Origin of the sequence: Streptomyces sp. NPDC091387 (assembly GCF_044756945.1) — a bacterium.
Lineage (GTDB): Bacteria > Actinomycetota > Actinomycetes > Streptomycetales > Streptomycetaceae > Streptomyces.
Genome location: NZ_JBIVTZ010000023.1, coordinates 36,086 through 50,983 on the forward strand (window position 1 = coordinate 36,086; position 14,898 = coordinate 50,983).

General features: G+C 71.4%; 15 protein-coding genes. 9 read left to right on the top strand and 6 right to left on the bottom strand.

Annotation, left to right across the window (positions count from 1 at the left end; all coding sequences use genetic code 11):
• The first annotated feature begins 33 nt into the window (after positions 1-33).
• From ACIQM0_RS34275 to ACIQM0_RS34285, 3 genes are all read left to right on the top strand, one after another.
• On the top strand, positions 34-762 hold the full coding sequence (locus ACIQM0_RS34275; protein ID WP_401294366.1) for an SDR family oxidoreductase: 729 nt from the start codon (positions 34-36) through the stop codon (positions 760-762).
• A 30-nt stretch (positions 763-792) separates the two neighbouring features.
• Positions 793-1,068, top strand: coding sequence for an acyl carrier protein (locus tag ACIQM0_RS34280; RefSeq protein ID WP_401294368.1), 276 nt, complete (start codon positions 793-795; stop codon positions 1,066-1,068).
• A gap of 81 nt (positions 1,069-1,149) precedes the next feature.
• Complete coding sequence (locus tag ACIQM0_RS34285; RefSeq protein ID WP_401294370.1) at positions 1,150-2,028, top strand: NmrA/HSCARG family protein; 879 nt, start codon at positions 1,150-1,152, stop codon at positions 2,026-2,028.
• 8 nt (positions 2,029-2,036) lie between these two features.
• Here the strand turns inward: ACIQM0_RS34285 and ACIQM0_RS34290 are convergent, their stop codons facing one another.
• Positions 2,037-2,654, bottom strand: a complete 618-nt coding sequence (locus ACIQM0_RS34290) for a DsbA family protein (RefSeq protein WP_401294372.1) — start codon at positions 2,652-2,654, stop codon at positions 2,037-2,039.
• A 40-nt stretch (positions 2,655-2,694) separates the two neighbouring features.
• Positions 2,695-3,480, bottom strand: a complete 786-nt coding sequence (gene fabG, locus ACIQM0_RS34295) for a 3-oxoacyl-ACP reductase FabG (RefSeq protein ID WP_401294373.1) — start codon at positions 3,478-3,480, stop codon at positions 2,695-2,697.
• A gap of 311 nt (positions 3,481-3,791) precedes the next feature.
• Here fabG and ACIQM0_RS34300 point away from each other — a divergent pair, with 311 nt between their 5' ends.
• From ACIQM0_RS34300 to ACIQM0_RS34325, 6 genes are all read left to right on the top strand, one after another.
• Positions 3,792-4,823: a methyltransferase gene (locus tag ACIQM0_RS34300; protein ID WP_401294375.1), complete on the top strand. Its 1,032-nt coding sequence runs from the start codon at positions 3,792-3,794 to the stop codon at positions 4,821-4,823.
• Between the two features lie 69 nt (positions 4,824-4,892).
• Positions 4,893-6,374 carry an FAD-dependent monooxygenase gene (locus tag ACIQM0_RS34305; protein WP_401294377.1) on the top strand — a complete coding sequence of 494 codons (1,482 nt, stop codon included), beginning with the start codon at positions 4,893-4,895 and terminating at the stop codon, positions 6,372-6,374.
• Between the two features lie 41 nt (positions 6,375-6,415).
• On the top strand, positions 6,416-7,381 hold the full coding sequence (locus ACIQM0_RS34310; protein WP_401294379.1) for an aromatase/cyclase: 966 nt from the start codon (positions 6,416-6,418) through the stop codon (positions 7,379-7,381).
• Entirely contained in the window at positions 7,378-8,568 is a 1,191-nt protein-coding gene (locus ACIQM0_RS34315; protein WP_401294381.1) for an FAD-dependent monooxygenase, read from the top strand. The genes ACIQM0_RS34310 and ACIQM0_RS34315 overlap by 4 nt, the downstream gene beginning before the upstream one ends.
• Entirely contained in the window at positions 8,555-10,036 is a 1,482-nt protein-coding gene (locus ACIQM0_RS34320; RefSeq protein ID WP_401294383.1) for an FAD-dependent monooxygenase, read from the top strand. The genes ACIQM0_RS34315 and ACIQM0_RS34320 overlap by 14 nt, the downstream gene beginning before the upstream one ends.
• Before the next feature lie 74 nt (positions 10,037-10,110).
• Entirely contained in the window at positions 10,111-10,866 is a 756-nt protein-coding gene (locus tag ACIQM0_RS34325) for an antibiotic biosynthesis monooxygenase (protein ID WP_401294385.1), read from the top strand.
• Between the two features lie 71 nt (positions 10,867-10,937).
• On the opposite strand, the gene ACIQM0_RS34330 is transcribed toward ACIQM0_RS34325, so the two are convergent.
• The 4 genes from ACIQM0_RS34330 to ACIQM0_RS34345 all read right to left on the bottom strand — a co-directional run bounded on the left by ACIQM0_RS34330 (position 10,938) and on the right by ACIQM0_RS34345 (position 14,896).
• Positions 10,938-12,824 carry a hypothetical protein gene (locus ACIQM0_RS34330; RefSeq protein WP_401294387.1) on the bottom strand — a complete coding sequence of 629 codons (1,887 nt, stop codon included), beginning with the start codon at positions 12,822-12,824 and terminating at the stop codon, positions 10,938-10,940.
• Entirely contained in the window at positions 12,821-13,147 is a 327-nt protein-coding gene (locus ACIQM0_RS34335; protein WP_363030898.1) for a 4Fe-4S dicluster-binding protein, read from the bottom strand. Before ACIQM0_RS34335 ends, ACIQM0_RS34330 begins: the two co-directional genes overlap by 4 nt.
• Positions 13,148-13,208: 61 nt before the next feature.
• Complete coding sequence (locus ACIQM0_RS34340; protein ID WP_401294389.1) at positions 13,209-14,714, bottom strand: glutamine synthetase family protein; 1,506 nt, start codon at positions 14,712-14,714, stop codon at positions 13,209-13,211.
• Between the two features lie 2 nt (positions 14,715-14,716).
• Positions 14,717-14,896: a hypothetical protein gene (locus ACIQM0_RS34345; protein ID WP_401294391.1), complete on the bottom strand. Its 180-nt coding sequence runs from the start codon at positions 14,894-14,896 to the stop codon at positions 14,717-14,719.
• Between the last annotated feature and the right edge of the window lie 2 nt (positions 14,897-14,898).

Below are 14,898 nucleotides of genomic sequence, written 5' to 3' on the forward strand. Positions count from 1 at the left end.
TCGGTCCCCGAGAAAAGGGAGAGAGGCACGGACATGCCGGTCGAGAAGATCGCCCTCATCACGGGCGCCAACAAAGGCATCGGCTTCGCCGTCGCACGGCAGCTCGGCGAGCGGGGGACCCACGTGCTCGTCGGCGCCCGCGACGAGGTCCTCGGCAAGCAGGCCGCCGACGCCCTCACCGCCGACGGCATCACCGCACAGGCAATGGTCCTCGACGTGACCGACCCGGCCTCCGTGGCCGAGGCCGCCGCCACGATCGAGCGGCGCTACGGACGCCTGGACGTCCTGGTGAACAACGCCGGCGTCGCCGGCCGCTTCACCGGCACGGCCCCCGGGGCCACCGCCGCCGACCTCCGCGAGGTCTACGAGACCAACGTCTTCGGCGTGGTCACCGTCACCGGGGCGATGCTGCCGCTGCTGCGCCGATCCCCGGCCGGCCGGATCGTCAACCTGTCGAGCCACGTCGGCTCGCTGACACTCAACGCGGACCCGGACTCCCCGCTGGCCGGCCTCGACATGATCGCCTACCAGTCCTCGAAGACCGCGCTCAACGCCGTCACCGTCGCCTACGCCAAGGCGCTGCGCGACACCCCGATCAAGGTCAACGCCGCCCTCCCCGGAGTGGTGGCCACCGACATCAACCACCACCGCGGCCACCGGACACCCGCCGAGGGCGCCGGGATCGTGGTCCGGCTCGCCCTCCTGGACGAGACCGGCCCGTCGGGCGCCTGCCTGGCGGACGAAGGCCCCGTTCCGTGGTAGCGCGGAACGCCCATCCACACAGAAAGAGGCATGGCCTTGCAGCAGATCACGATCAGTGACCTCCAGACCATCATGCTCCAGTGCGCCGGCGAGGCCGAGGACACGCTCTCGCTCGTGGAGGCACCGGACCGCACTTTCGAGGAGCTGGGCTACGACTCGCTCGCGCTCCTGGAGACATACAGCCGCCTCGAGCGGGACTTCGGCATCGAGCTGTGCGAGGACGAACTCGACGCCATCAACACCGCGCGGCAACTGGTCGACTTCGTCAACTCGCTGCTCCAGCTGAAGGTGCTGTCCGCAGCCTGAACCCGCACCACCCCAACGACGCGCACGACCCGATGTCACGCCGTACGCGGACTCGGCGGACCACAGACATGGAGGCAGACAGTGGCGGTTGAAGAGACGATCATGGTGCTGGGCGGTACCGGCCGGCAGGGCGGGGCGGTGGCCCGCGAACTGCTGCGCCGCGGTCACGCGGTGCGGGCGCTCGTCCGCGACCCGGCCAAGGCCGAGGCCAGGGCCCTCGCACAGGCGGGCGCCGTACTCGTCCGCGGCGACCTCGACGACGAGGCCTCGCTGCCGGCGGCGATGGACGGCGTCCACGGCGTGTTCAGCGTCCAGACCTTCCGCGGCCCCGGCGGCTGCGAGGCGGAGGAGCGCCAGGGCAGAGCGGTGGCCGACGCGGCCGTACGGGCCGGGGTGAAGCACTTCGTCTACAGCTCGGTCGGCGGCGCGGACCGGGACACCCGGGTCCCGCACTTCGAGAGCAAGCTGCGGATCGAGAAGTACCTGAAGTCGCTCGGCCTGCCGCTGACGGTGCTGCGGCCGGTCATGTTCCACGACATCCTGCTGGACATCGCCCCGCGCCGGGTCCAGGACGAACTGGTCCTGGGCATGTGGCTGGACCCGGAGACCTCCGTACAGCTCATCGCGACGAGCGACATCGGCGTCTTCGCCGCGGACGCCTTCGAGGACCCGGAGAGCTGGCTCGGCAGGACGGTGGAGATCGCCGGCGACGACCTGACCGGCCCGCAGATGGCCGCGGCCTTCGAAGCGGTCTGCGGAGTCCCGACCCGCTTCCAGCAGCTGCCCATCGAACCGCTGCGCGTGGCCCGCGAGGACCTCGCCAACATGTTCGACTGGTTCGAGCGGGACGGCTACCGGGCCGACCTGCCCACGCTGCGCGGCAAGCGGCCCGGCCTGGTCTCCCTGGAAAGCTGGCTGGCCGAGAACTGGACGGCTCCGACGGCCGGTGCGCACCACTGACCGGGCCCTCAGAAGAAGAGCGGATCGTGGGTGCGGGTCCGCTTGAGCTCGAAGAAGCCGTCGGTCCCCGCCACGGCGAGGACGCCGTCCCAGAGCCGTACCGCGTCCTCGCCCCGCGGGGCGGGAGTCACCACGGGACCAAAGAACGCCACGTCGCCCACCGCGATGACAGGAGTGCCCACATCCGGGCCGACCCGGCCGACACCCTCGTCGTGCGAGGCGCGCACCGCGTCGTCGAACGCCTCGGACCCGGCCGCATCGGCCAGGCCGGGATCGAGACCTGCGGCGGCCAGCGCCGCCGCGTAGGTGGCCCGCTCCTTGGGCGCCTTGGCCAGGTGGAAACGGGTGCCGAGCTCGGTGTAGAGCCGGCCCAGGACCCCGTGCCCGTACCGCTCGCCGGCGGCGGCACAGACCCGTACGGGTTCCATGCGCAGCGCCAGATCGCGGTGCCAGCGCTCGTCCAGGTCGGCCCGGCCCTCGTTGAGGACCGTCAGGCTCATGACGCGCCAGCGCACATCGAGATGCCGGTGCGCCGCGACCTCCAGGACCCAGCGGGAGGTCAGCCAGGCCCAGGGGCAGCTCGGGTCGAACCAGAAGTCCACCGGGGTCGGAATGGTGTGCGGCACGTCGGCCTCCTTGATGTCTCTGCCGCCTCGGCGGATGCGGTCAGAAGTTGCCGAGGCCGCCGCAGACGTTGAGCGCCTGCGAGGTGATGGAGGCGGCGGTGTCCGAGGCCAGGTAGCCGACGAGACCCGCGACCTCCTCCGGCGTGGAGTAGCGGCCGAGCGGGATCTTGGCCCGGAACTTCTCCAGGACGGCGCCCTCGGAGGTGTCGTACGCGGCCGCGTAGCCCTGGCGGACGCGCTGGGCCATCGGCGTCTCGACGTACCCCGGGCAGACGGCGTTGACCGTGATGCCGGTGGGGGCGAGCTCGTTGCCGAGAGCCTTGGTGAAGCCGACGACACCGTGCTTGGAGGCCGAGTACGGGGCACCGAGGACGACGCCCTGCTTCCCGGCCGTGGAGGCGATGTTGATGATCCGGCCGCTCCGCCTCTCGCGCATGCCGCCGGCGGTGAGGACGGCACGGGTCACCAGGAAGACACTGGTGAGATTGGTGTTGATCACGTCGTACCAGAGCTCGTCGGTGATCTCCGCGGTCACACCGCCGCCGCTGCGGCCGGCGTTGTTGACCAGGATGTCGATGCCGCCGTAGCGCGCGACGGCCGCATCGACGAGACGGGTGACGTCCTCCGGCTTGCTGACGTCGGCGGCCGCACCGTCGGCCTCGTAACCCTCCGCGCGCAGCTTGCCGACCGTCTCGGTGACGCTCCCGGCGTTCCGCGAGCAGATGAAGACGCTGTGGCCCCGGCGCGCGAAGTCCTCGGCGACGGCCAGGCCGATGCCGCTCGTGCCGCCGGTGATCAGCGCTACCTGCTGTCCCTTGTCCGCCATTCCGCCTGCTCCTTCTCGGGGTGTTGTGGTGCCGGGGCAGCCTGACAAGAAAGGCCGGATTCCCGGTCGAGACAGGGTGGAGGTAGCGGCGTCCGGCACATTCGCGCAGAAGGACCCCCACCCGCCAGCCACCTGCCGCACCATCAGATAACGAACCCGGCCGCAACCTTCCGAACCAATACCGTTCAACCGCCCGAATTCTCCGGTCGAACGTTCAAGTCAACAAATTCAAAAAAGCATGGTTGCGAGACCGAGAAGGGCAGACCTATCGTCCAGGAATCCACGGAAGAAGCACTTCGAAAGGAAAATACATGTCCGCGACGCCAGAGATCCGCGACCAGTCCGACTCCTACGCGCTGCTCAATCTCATCCAGGGTGCGGTGATCACCCAGGCCCTTTCCGTCGCGGCCAAGCTCGGCATCGCGGATGTCCTGGCCGACGGCCCGCTCACGGTCCAGGAGATCGCCAAGCGCGTCGGCACCGACGCCAAGTCGACCCGCCGCGTGCTGCGCGCCCTCGCCGGCCACCGCGTCTTCGCGGTCCGCGAGGACGGCTCCTTCGAGAACACCGCGCTCTCCGACAAGCTCCGCGAGGACGCCCCGGACACCATGCGCGGCTTCGCCGTACTCATGAACCACCCGGTCCTGCACGAGGAGTGGGGCCACCTCCTCACGGCCGTCGAGACCGGCGAGCCGAACCTGCCCAAGCTGCGCGGCATGGGCGCCCTGGACTTCTTCCACGCCAACCCCGAGTACGCGCAGGTCTTCTTCCACGCGTTCGGCGGCCTCTCCGAGTCCGAGACGGCCCCGCTCGTGGAGGCGTACGACTTCTCGCAGTTCAACACCGTCGTCGACGTCGTCGCGGGCCGCGGCAACCTGCTCGCCGGCATCCTCCAGAAGGAGCCGGACCTCAAGGGCGTCCTGTACGACTCCGAGGTCGCGACCGCCGACTCCCAGGCGTACTTCGAGGCCGCCGGTGTCGCGGACCGCTTCACCATCGAGCACGGCGGCTACCTCGACAAGCTGCCCCCGGGCGGCGACGCCTACCTCATCAAGCACATCATCCACGACTTCTCCGAGGAAGACGCCATAACGGCGCTGAAGAACGCCCGTGAGGCGATGGGCCCCGAGGGCAAGCTGCTCGTCATGGAGTACGTCCTGCCCGAGGGCAACGACCACCACCTCGGCCAGGCCATCGACCTCTGGCTGATGCTGATGCTGGGCGCCCAGGAGCGCACGCTCACCGAGTACCGCGAACTGTTCGCGAAGGCCGGCTTCACCCTCACCCGTGTCGTCCCCACCTCCGCACCGATCTCCATCATCGAGGCCGTTCCGACCGCCTGAGGCCGATCCGCCCGGACGCGACGCCCGCTCCCCTCCCATCGCAGAAGCCGAGGACCAGGACAGGAAGCAATGAATACCGATGTCATAGTTATCGGGGCAGGGCCCGCAGGCCTGACGCTCGCGGCCGAGCTCCGCCTCGGCGGCGCCGACGTCGTCATCTTCGAGCAGCGGACCGAGCGGAGCTGGGAGTCGCGCGGAATCGGCTTCACCGCCCGCGCCACCGAGATGTTCGAGCAGCGCGGCATCCTCGGACGCCTGGAGAACATCGAGATCACCCGCCAGGGCCACTTCGGTGGCATCCCGATCGACTACGGGATCCTGGAGGGCTCACACTTCGGCGTCCGCGGCACCCCCCAGTACAAGATCGAGGAGATGCTGGAGGACCGGGCCGCCGAACTCGGCGCACTCCTGCGCCGCGGCTACGAGTTCACCGGCCTGGCCGAGAACACCGACGGCGTGACCGTGACCGTGAACGGCCCGGAGGGGCCCGAGGAGCACACCGCCCGATACCTGGTGGGCTGCGACGGCAGCCGCAGCACCGTCCGGCACCTGGCGGGCTTCGAGTTCGCCGGCTCCGACGCCACCCGCGCGATGTACCTCGCGGACGTCAAGGGCGCCGACATCAAACCCCGCATGATCGGCGAACTCCTCCCCGACGGCATGGTCATGGCCGCGCCACTGGAGGAGGGCTACACCCGGATCATCGTCTGTGAGAACGACACCCCGCCGGACCGCGGCGAGGTCACCTTCGCACAGGTCGCGGACGCCTGGCAGCGGCTCACCGGCGACTCCATCCACCACGGTCAGACGCGCTGGGTGAGCAGCTTCACCGACGCCACCCGCCAGGCCACCGAGTACCGGCGCGGCCGGGTACTGCTCGCCGGCGACGCCGCGCACATCCACCTGCCGGCCGGAGGCCAGGGCCTCAGCATCGGAGTCCAGGACGCCTGCAACCTCGGCTGGAAACTGGCGGCGACGATCGCGGGCCGCGCCCCCGACGGACTCCTCGACACCTACCACTCCGAGCGGCACCCGGTCGGCGCCCGCGTCCTGCGGGGCACACTCGCCCAGGGCACGCTCAACCTCACCGGCAGCTCGGTGCAGCCGCTGCGGACCGTCATGGCCGAGCTCCTCGCCATCCCGGCGGCGGCCCGGCACATATCCGGCATGGTCAGCGGCTTCGACCTCGCGTACGAGGTCGGCGACGGCGCCGAGAGCGCCGGCCACCCGCTGCTCGGCGGCCGGATGGCCGACCGCGAGCTGGAACTCGCCGACGGCGGCACCGACCGGATCGCCAGGCTGCTGCACCCGGCCCGCGGCGTCCTGATCACGGCGGACGCGACCGGCGCCACCGCCGCGACGGCCGCCGGCTGGTCCGACCGGGTCGACGTGGTCCACGTCCGGACCTTCCCCGCCGGACCGGAGGAGGGCGGGGCCACGACCGAGTCGGTACTCGTCCGCCCGGACGGCTACATCGCCTGGACCGCACCGGCCGGAGGCGGCCTGGAGGCCGCGCTGCAGCGCTGGTTCGGCGAGACCACCGCCGCCTGAGGCCGGCCACGGGCCGCCCCGCTACTTCTGAGGAGACACACGTGAGCGAGCACGTCATCCACCGCACCGAGCACACGATCGACGTCGACGCCCCCGCCGAACGGGTCTACGCACTGGTTGCCGACGTCACCCGCTGGCCCGAGACCTTCCCGCCCACCGTCCACGCCGAGGTCATCGAACGCACGGGCGACTTTGAACTGATCCGGCTCTGGGCGACCGCCAACGGCACCGCCAAGACCTGGACCTCCCGCCGCGAACACGACCCCGGAAAGCTCACCGTGACGTTCCGCCAGGAACACTCGCAGCACCCCGTCGGCGGCATGGGCGGCGCCTGGACGGTCGAGCCCCTCACCGAGACCACCTCCCGGGTCCGCCTCCTGCACGACTTCCACGCCGCCACCGACGACCCCGCCGACCTCGCATGGATCCAGCAGGCCGTCGACCGCAACAGCGACTTCGAACTCCAGGCCCTCAAGACCAGCGCCCAGGCCACCGGCCCCGACCGGCCCATCACCTTCGAGGACACCGTCCACGTCGACGGCCAGGGCAAGGACGTCTACGACTTCCTCAACGAGGCCCAGCTCTGGCAGGAGCGCCTGCCGCACGTCGGCCGCGTCCAGCTGGACGAGGACGCGCCCGGCCTCCAGATCCTGGAGATGGACACCCGCGCCAAGGACGGCAGCACCCACACGACCCGCTCCGTCCGCGTCTGCACACCGGCCACAACGATCGTCTACAAACAAATCGTCCTGCCCGCCCTCATGACCCTGCACACCGGCCGCTGGCTCATCGAGGAACGCGACAGCGGCGGCGTCACCGTCACCTCCCGCCACACCGTGCGCATCAACACCGAGAACATCACCAAGGTCCTCGGCGCCGACGCCACGCCCGAGACCGCCGCCGCGTTCGTCCAGAGCGCACTCAGCACCAACAGCCTCGCCACCCTCGGCCTCGCCAAGACCCACGCCGAAACCCTCACCGGCCGGAGCGGGGGCGCGCAGTCGTGACCCCGGCCCGGGCGGACGTACCGGTCCTCATCGTCGGCGCGGGCCCCGTCGGGCTCCTGCTCGCCTGCGGGCTGGGACGAGCCCGGGTCCCGGTGGTCCTCGTGGAGAAGCTGGCCCGGCCGATGACCGAGTCACGCGCCACCCAACTCTCCACCCGGACCGCCGAACTGCTCCACGAGCACGGCTTCGACGCCCTCCTTGCCGAAGCCGCCCACGAACCCCGAACGCACTTCGGCGGCCTCGGCTTCGCCCTGACCCCGGTCGACAGCCCGCACGCCGGGAACTGGAAAGTCCCCCAGTACCGCACCGAAGCCGCCCTCGGCGCCCGCGCCACGGAACTGGGCGCCCAGACACTCCGCTCCCACCGACTGACCGGACTCACCGAACAGCCCGACCACCTCCTGTGCCGGATCCAGGGCCCCGAAGGACCGCTTGAGCTCCGCGCGGCATACGTGGTCGGCTGCGACGGAGCCCACAGCACCGTCCGCCGGCTCGCCGCCATCCCGGTGACCGCCACCCCGGCCACCAAGGAACTGCTCCGCGCCGACATCCGCGGACTCACCGTCCGCGACCGGCGCTTCGAGCGGCTCACCAACGGCTTCGCCGTGGCCAACACCCGCGACGGCATCACCCGGATCATGGTCCACGCCTTCGGCACAACCCTGCCCACCCGCACCGGCCCACCCCGCTTCACCGAGATCACCGACACCTGGCGGCACGTCACGGGAGAGGACATCTCCGCCGGCACCCCGCTCTGGCTCGACGCCTTCGACAACGCCAAGGGACAGGCCGACAGCTACCGCCGCGGCCGGATCCTGCTGGCCGGCGACGCCGCCCACTGGCACCCGCCGGTCGGCGGCCAGGCCCTCAACACCGGACTCCAGGACGCGGCCGACCTGGGCCCGAAACTCGCCGGGACCGTACACGGCACAGCCGCGCCCGGACTCCTCGACAGCTACCACGAGGCCCGGCACCCCGCCGCCGCCCGGGTCCTCGACCACGTCGCGGCCCAGGAACGACTGATGCTCGACGGACCGGAGACCGAACCACTGCGCGCGGTCCTCTCCGAGCTGATCGGCCTCGACGCGGTCCGCGCCCATCTGACCTCGATGGCGAGCAACCCCAACGACCGGCTCCCGGCAGCAAAGACACCCATGGAAGGAAGGAACGACAGTGCAGGACTTTGACACCGACGTGATCATCGTGGGGGCCGGCCCCACCGGACTCATGCTCGCCGGCGAACTCCGCCTCGCCGGCATCGAGACCCTCGTCCTGGAGCGGCTCGCCCAGCCGATGCGCCAGTCACGCGCCCTCGGCTTCTCCGCCCGCACCATGGAGGAGCTCGGCCAGCGCGGCCTCCTGGAGTCCTTCGGCGAGATGGGCGTCATCCCGATCGGCCACTTCGGCGGCATACCACTCGACTACACCGTCCTCCCCGGCGGCCACTTCGGCGTACGCGGCGTCCCGCAGGCCTTCACCGAGGCCAACCTCACCACGTGGGCCACCGGCCTCAGCGCCGAGATCCGCCGCGGCTGGGAGGTCACCGGCCTCGCCGACGACGCCGAAGGCGTCGAAGTCACCGCCGACACCCCCGAAGGCCCGCGCACCCTGCGAGCCCGCTACCTGGTCGGCGCCGACGGCTCCCGCAGCATCGTCCGCAAGCTGTCCGGCATCGACTTCCCCGGCACCGCGGCCACCATCGAGATGCTGATGGCCGACGTCACCGACGTCCAGGTGCGGCTGCGCCCCACCGGCGAGCTGGGTGACGCCGGCATGGTCGTCGTCCTGCCGGTCGGCCCCCACACCACACGCGTCGTCTGCTTCGAGCGCGACGCAGGCGTCCGCCCGACCTCCGAACCGCCGACCTTCCAGGAGGTCGCCGACTCCTTCAAGCGGGTCACCGGCGACGACATCTCCGGCGGCAAAGCCGTCTGGCTCAGCTACTTCACCGACTCAAGCCGCCAGGCCGCCGCCTACCGCAAGGGCCGCGTCTTCCTCGCCGGCGACTCGGCGCACATCCACATGCCGATCGGCGCCCAGGGCATCAGCGCCGGCCTCGGCGATGCCGTCAACCTCGGCTGGAAGCTCGCCGCCACCCTCAAGGGCCACGCCCCCCAGGGGCTGCTCGACACGTACGACACCGAGCGCCGCACGGTCGCCGCCCGCATCATCGCCAACACACTCGCCCAGCGCAGCCTGTACCTCGGCGGCCCCGAGATGGACCCGATGCGCGCCGTCTTCGCCGAGCTCCTCGCCTACGAGGACGTCCGCAAACACCTCGTCGGCCTCGTCACCGGCCTCGACATCACCTACGACGCCGGCGCCGGCGAGCACCCACTGCTCGGCCGCCGCCTGCCCGACTTCGCGTTCACCCGCGAGAACGGCGAGACGACCGCCTACAAGACCCTGCACACCGGGCGCCCGGTCCTGCTCGACCTGACCGCAGACCCCGCCGTCGCCGACGCCGCCGCACCGTGGGCCGACCGCGTCGATGTCGTCACCGCCCAGGCCCGCCCCCAGGGCCCGCTCGCCGAGGTGGACACGGTCCTCGTCCGCCCCGACGGCTACACCGCCTGGATCGGCGCCGGCCAGGCCGGCGCCGAGGGCCTCGCCGACGCACTGAACCGCTGGTTCGGTCCCGCCTCCCAGAACTGAGCGACATCCGGTGCCCCGCACCCTCCGCGGGGCACCGCCCCCTCACCCGTACACCACATGCCCAAGGAGCAGCGATGCCGTTCATCAGCCCCGAGGCCGGCCACCTGACCGTCCTCAACCTCTTCAAGACCGCCTCCCGCGACCGGGTCGACACCCTCGTCGACGAGATGAAGAAGATCGTGGACGTCGCCGCCTACCCGGGCTGGATCTCCAGCACCGTCCACCGCGGCCGGCAGAACCCGGGCACCGCCAACTTCATCCAGTGGCGCGGCATGGACGACCTGGAGTCCCGCTACAACGACTCCGAGTTCAAGCACCACACGGTGCCGGTCTTCCGCGAGATCACCACCTACGTCCGCCTGATGCAGACCGAAGTGGCCCTGAGCCAGCGCCACCCCGAGTACGGCGATGTCACCGAGGTCTCGCCCGAGCGCGACGACTACACGGTCATCGAGATCCTCGGTGTGAAGCCGAACCAGCAGGGCACCCTGGTCGACACCCTCGGGGCCGCCCACGAATGGCTCGTGGACGTCCCCGGCTACCGCTCGCAGAGCATCATGCGCGGCATCCGCTCCCGCAACCTGGACGGCGGCGAGGGCACCCTGGCCACCGTCGGCACCGACCAGGACTTCGTCGTCGTCTACTCGCAGTGGGAGGGCAAAGTGTTCTACGACTCCTTCCGCAACCAGCCCGAGGCCCAGTGGATCCGGGCCCGCGACGCCTACCAGGAGAAGCGCTACGCCCTGACCACCAGTGCGGACTGGAACGGCTACCGCGCGGTCCACACCCGCTCCGCCGAGCAGCCGGTGGCCGGGGCCGCCGCGGCCTGACCCCCCCCAACCCCCCACAGACGTAGGGCCCCTGGCGAAAGCCAGGGGCCCTACGCGGTGTTCGCGCCGCGTCACTCGGCGATCGTGGCCCAGTGCCACCGCGAGTCGAAGGCGGTGACCTCGATGTCCGTGCCCCCGGCGACCAGCGCCGCCGCCAGACCCGTGGCCCCCGCGATGAACGCGGACGCACGGTCGGCGGCCAGCAGATCCTGCTCGTCGAAGGGAAGCCCCTCGCAGCGCAGCAGCCGCAGGTCCATGAAGCCGTTGAAGCGCCGGCCCAGGACCTCCACCGCCTGCGGGCTGCGGACGGTGAACCGCACCCGGGCCGCGACATGCCCGTTGTGGTGCTGGTCGGAGTAGTACGCGATGTCCGGGATCGCCGGCGGCACGAAATGGTCGCGCGCCGCGATCTCGGGCACCTTCGGCAGGTTGCCGACCAGGAAGTGCCAGGAGTTGTACTGCATCCGCGAGGAGATCGCCCACGTGGTGTCCGCCAGCCGGGACGCCGAACCGCCGAAGAGCCGCTTCGACTCCTTCGAGGGCACCACACAGCAGAAGAAGTGCGGGATCTCCCACCCGGCGATCCTCGGATACGCCTTCGCGCGCAGCGCCTCGATCAGCGCCGGCAGCGACCGCATACCGCGGCTCATCGCGAAGTCCGCGTCGAAGACAGCGGTGGCGGCCGCCACCACCTCGTACACCAGCGACTCCAGCCCGGAACCGAAGCCGCCGTGCGGCTCCGCCAGCCAGCCGGGGGAGCCCTCCAGAGAGGCGGACAGCTCCGCGAACGTGGCGCCGCGGACCGGCAGCCGCTCGATCAGCCGGGCGCACAGCGCGGCCTCCAGACGCGCCGCGTCGTCCTTCACCGGACCCGCGACCCGCTCGATCTTGTGCATCAGCGGTCCGTGGATCTCCCGGTAGAGCCGCACCGAGGAACCCGTCAGCTCACGGCGCCGGACGGCCAGCGCGTCGGCCAGCCCCCCCAGCGCGAGGACGCCGTGCGCGGCCGGGGCCGGCACCGCGGGCAGCCCGGGCGCCGCGGCGTTGTACGCGGCGCGCGTGCGCTCCAGGAGGAGCGCCACGTGATCGAGCGTCAGCTGCGTCCCGTTGGCCTCCTCGATGCGGGCGTACCCGGCCGAACGCACCAGCAGCGTCAGACAGGTGACGAACAGGACGTCACTGTCCGCCCACAGCTCCAGCGGGGTCGTGCGCAGGCTGCTCAGCACACAGTCGGGGTGCCCCGGGCGCAGCGTCTTGCCGGTGAGGTTGTTCTGGTCGCGGAAGTTCGTGTACTGCCGCTCACCGGCGTACAGGACGAACGGCGCCGTCCGCAGAGCCGCCTCCGTCAGCTGCTCCAGGATCTCGCGCCGCCCCTCGTCCTCGGCCGCGAGCAGCCAGGTGCGGCAGTCGCGCACACCGGCGTGCCAGCGGCCGGCGGCGAGGGCCAGCTCGACCTGGTAGTCGGCGAGGTCCTCGGCGGACCACGGCACCCTCAGGACACCGTCGACCAGGTTGGCCCCGCCGCTCAGCGAGCCCTTCGACGGGACCCGGACGAGGACGCGGCCGCTGCGGTCGAGGCCGATCTCGCCGAGGAACGCGGTGCCCGCGTCCTCGGGCCGGTCGGTGGCCCGCCCGTCCTTCCACCAGCTCCGGCCGACCAGCACCTTGAGCGCGGCCTCCGCCTCCACAGGCAGCGCCCGCAGCTGGATGTCGGCCGGAACGTGCCCGGCGAGCGTGAGGAGCGTGTCGACGGCCGTGCCGAGGTCGGGGGCGTCGGCCGCCCGCTGCCAGGTCTGCCGGAGCAGCGCCGGGAACCCGGCGTCCTTCTCGGTCAGGTAGTCGGGCTCCCCGGCGGCCCCGGCGGCCCTGCCGAGCCTGCTCGGGCGGCGGCTCTGCCGGGCCCTGGCCATCGCGGTCCGCCGGTCGAGCGCCCGGTCCGGCTCGGTGGGGATGCTCATGCGGTTCCTCCGGTGGTCAGTTCGATGTGGTCCCACATGCGGGCCTCGGTGGCGCTCCAGTCCTCGTCGACGTAGATGCAGTCGACGGGGCAGACCATCACGCACTTCGGGCAGCCGGAGCAGAGCTCGGGCACGATCACGACGTTGAGCCCGTTGTCGAAGATCGCCCCGAACTCGGGCGGGCAGCCGCGCAGGCAGGTGTCGCACGTGATGCACTCCGACGTCTCGATGCGGCGTGGGGGCTTCTTCCAGTTCTCGTCGCGGGAGCGCTCGGCGATCCGCACGGCGCGAGCGGCGGCTTTGGACGGAGTCTCTTGCGGCATGGTGTGCTCACCCTCCTTCTCTCTGGCGGGGCACCCGGGTGCGGGTGGGGGGAACGGCGGTTCAGAAGGCACCGAAGTACTCGCGGTGCTCCCATTCGGTGACGGCGCCGGCGAGGGCCTCGGGCGGGGCGGTGGCGGACCAGGCGTCGAACCGGTCGGCCTCGCACTCCTTCAGCTTGGTCAGGCAGGCCTTGAGAGGGGCGCCGAGCAGCCGCTCTGCGCTCTCGCTCGCACGAAAGGCGTCGAGCGCCTCGCGCAGCGACCGGGGCAGCCGGGGACGTGGGGCAAGGGCGTCCGGGAGCCCGGCGAGCAGCCCCTCGAGGCCCGCGTGCAACTGGGAGGCGATGAGGAGGTACGGGTTGGCGCAGGGCTCCCCGATGCGGTTCTCGACATGGGTGGCGCTGCCGCCGCTGAGCACCCGGACCATGGCGCTGCGGTTCTCGAACTGCCAGTCGACGGTGGTGGGCGCGAGCGTGAACTCGGGGGCGAGCCGACGGTATCCGTTGACGGTCGGCACGGAGAGCAGGCAGAACTCCCGGGCGCGGGAGAGCAGTCCCTCGATGTACGCCTGGCCCTCGGCGGAGACCGCGTCCTGGAGGCCGTCGCCCTCGGCGAAGACGTTCCGTTGCGTCTTGGTGCTGTTGACGGACTGGTGGAGGTGCCAGCCGCTGGCGTCGAAGCTCTCCAGGCGCGGCAGCGTCATGAACGACGCGTGGTGGCCGACACGCCGGCACTCCTGCTTGAGCTGGGTGCGCAGCAGCAGCATCGCGTCGGCGGCGTCGGGCGCCCGCATCGGGTTGAAGGTGGTCTCCAGCTGGCCGGGGCCCGACTCGTGCTCGAAGGAGCGCAGCGGCAGGCCGAGGCGCATCAGCATCGCGGCGAGGGGGTCGGCGATGTCGGCGACGGAGTCGTAGGCGCCGTCGAGGTTGAACTGGTAGCCGGGGTTGACGGCCACCACCTCGGGGGCCGGTCCCTGGGCGCCGAAGCCGTTGCCCTCGTTGCCGACGGGGCCGCTGGTCAGCCGGGTCAGATACCACTCGACCTCCAGGCCGATGACCGGCGACAGGTCGTGGAGGGCGTACTCGGCCAGGACCCGGCGCAGCACACCGCGCGAGGAGAGGGGGTGCGGGGTGCCGTCGCGGAGGTACTCGTCGCCGAGCACCCAGGCGGTGCGCGCGCCGCTGGCCCGGGGCAGCACCTGGAACGTACGGGGGTCGGGGACGAGCACGAAGTCGCCCGCGCCCAGGAGTTCGCCGACACCGACCCCGGCGTCCGCGAGGAAGTCGACGGCGACGGCGTGACCGGTGTCGAAGAGGAACGGCCCGGCGCTGAAGTCCATGCCGTTGCGGAGCACCGAGCGGAACACGCCGGCCGGGACCGTCTTGGAGCGGGCGAGCCCGTGCGGGTCGCAGAACACGACCCGCACGAGGTCGACCTCGTCCAGCTGGAGCTCGACCTGCTCGGCCGCCGCGATCTGGCGTTCGTCCCAGAGCCCGAACTCGGCGATGAAGCAGGGGCGTCCGACACCGCTGTCCTCACCGAGCGTGGCCCACGACCTGGAGACCATGTTCACTTTCCTTCCGTGGAGAGGTGGGGGCGCGCCGGGGTGACGCAGGGGACCCCCGCGCGGACTCCGCCGGCCCGGAACGCGAAGCCGCCGCCGGTCCCGCCGCCCATGTGCCCGGCGGCGTACGGGGGACCTCCCGTGCCGCCTTCTTCGCGGTTCGGGAACCACGACACGAAGACCATGA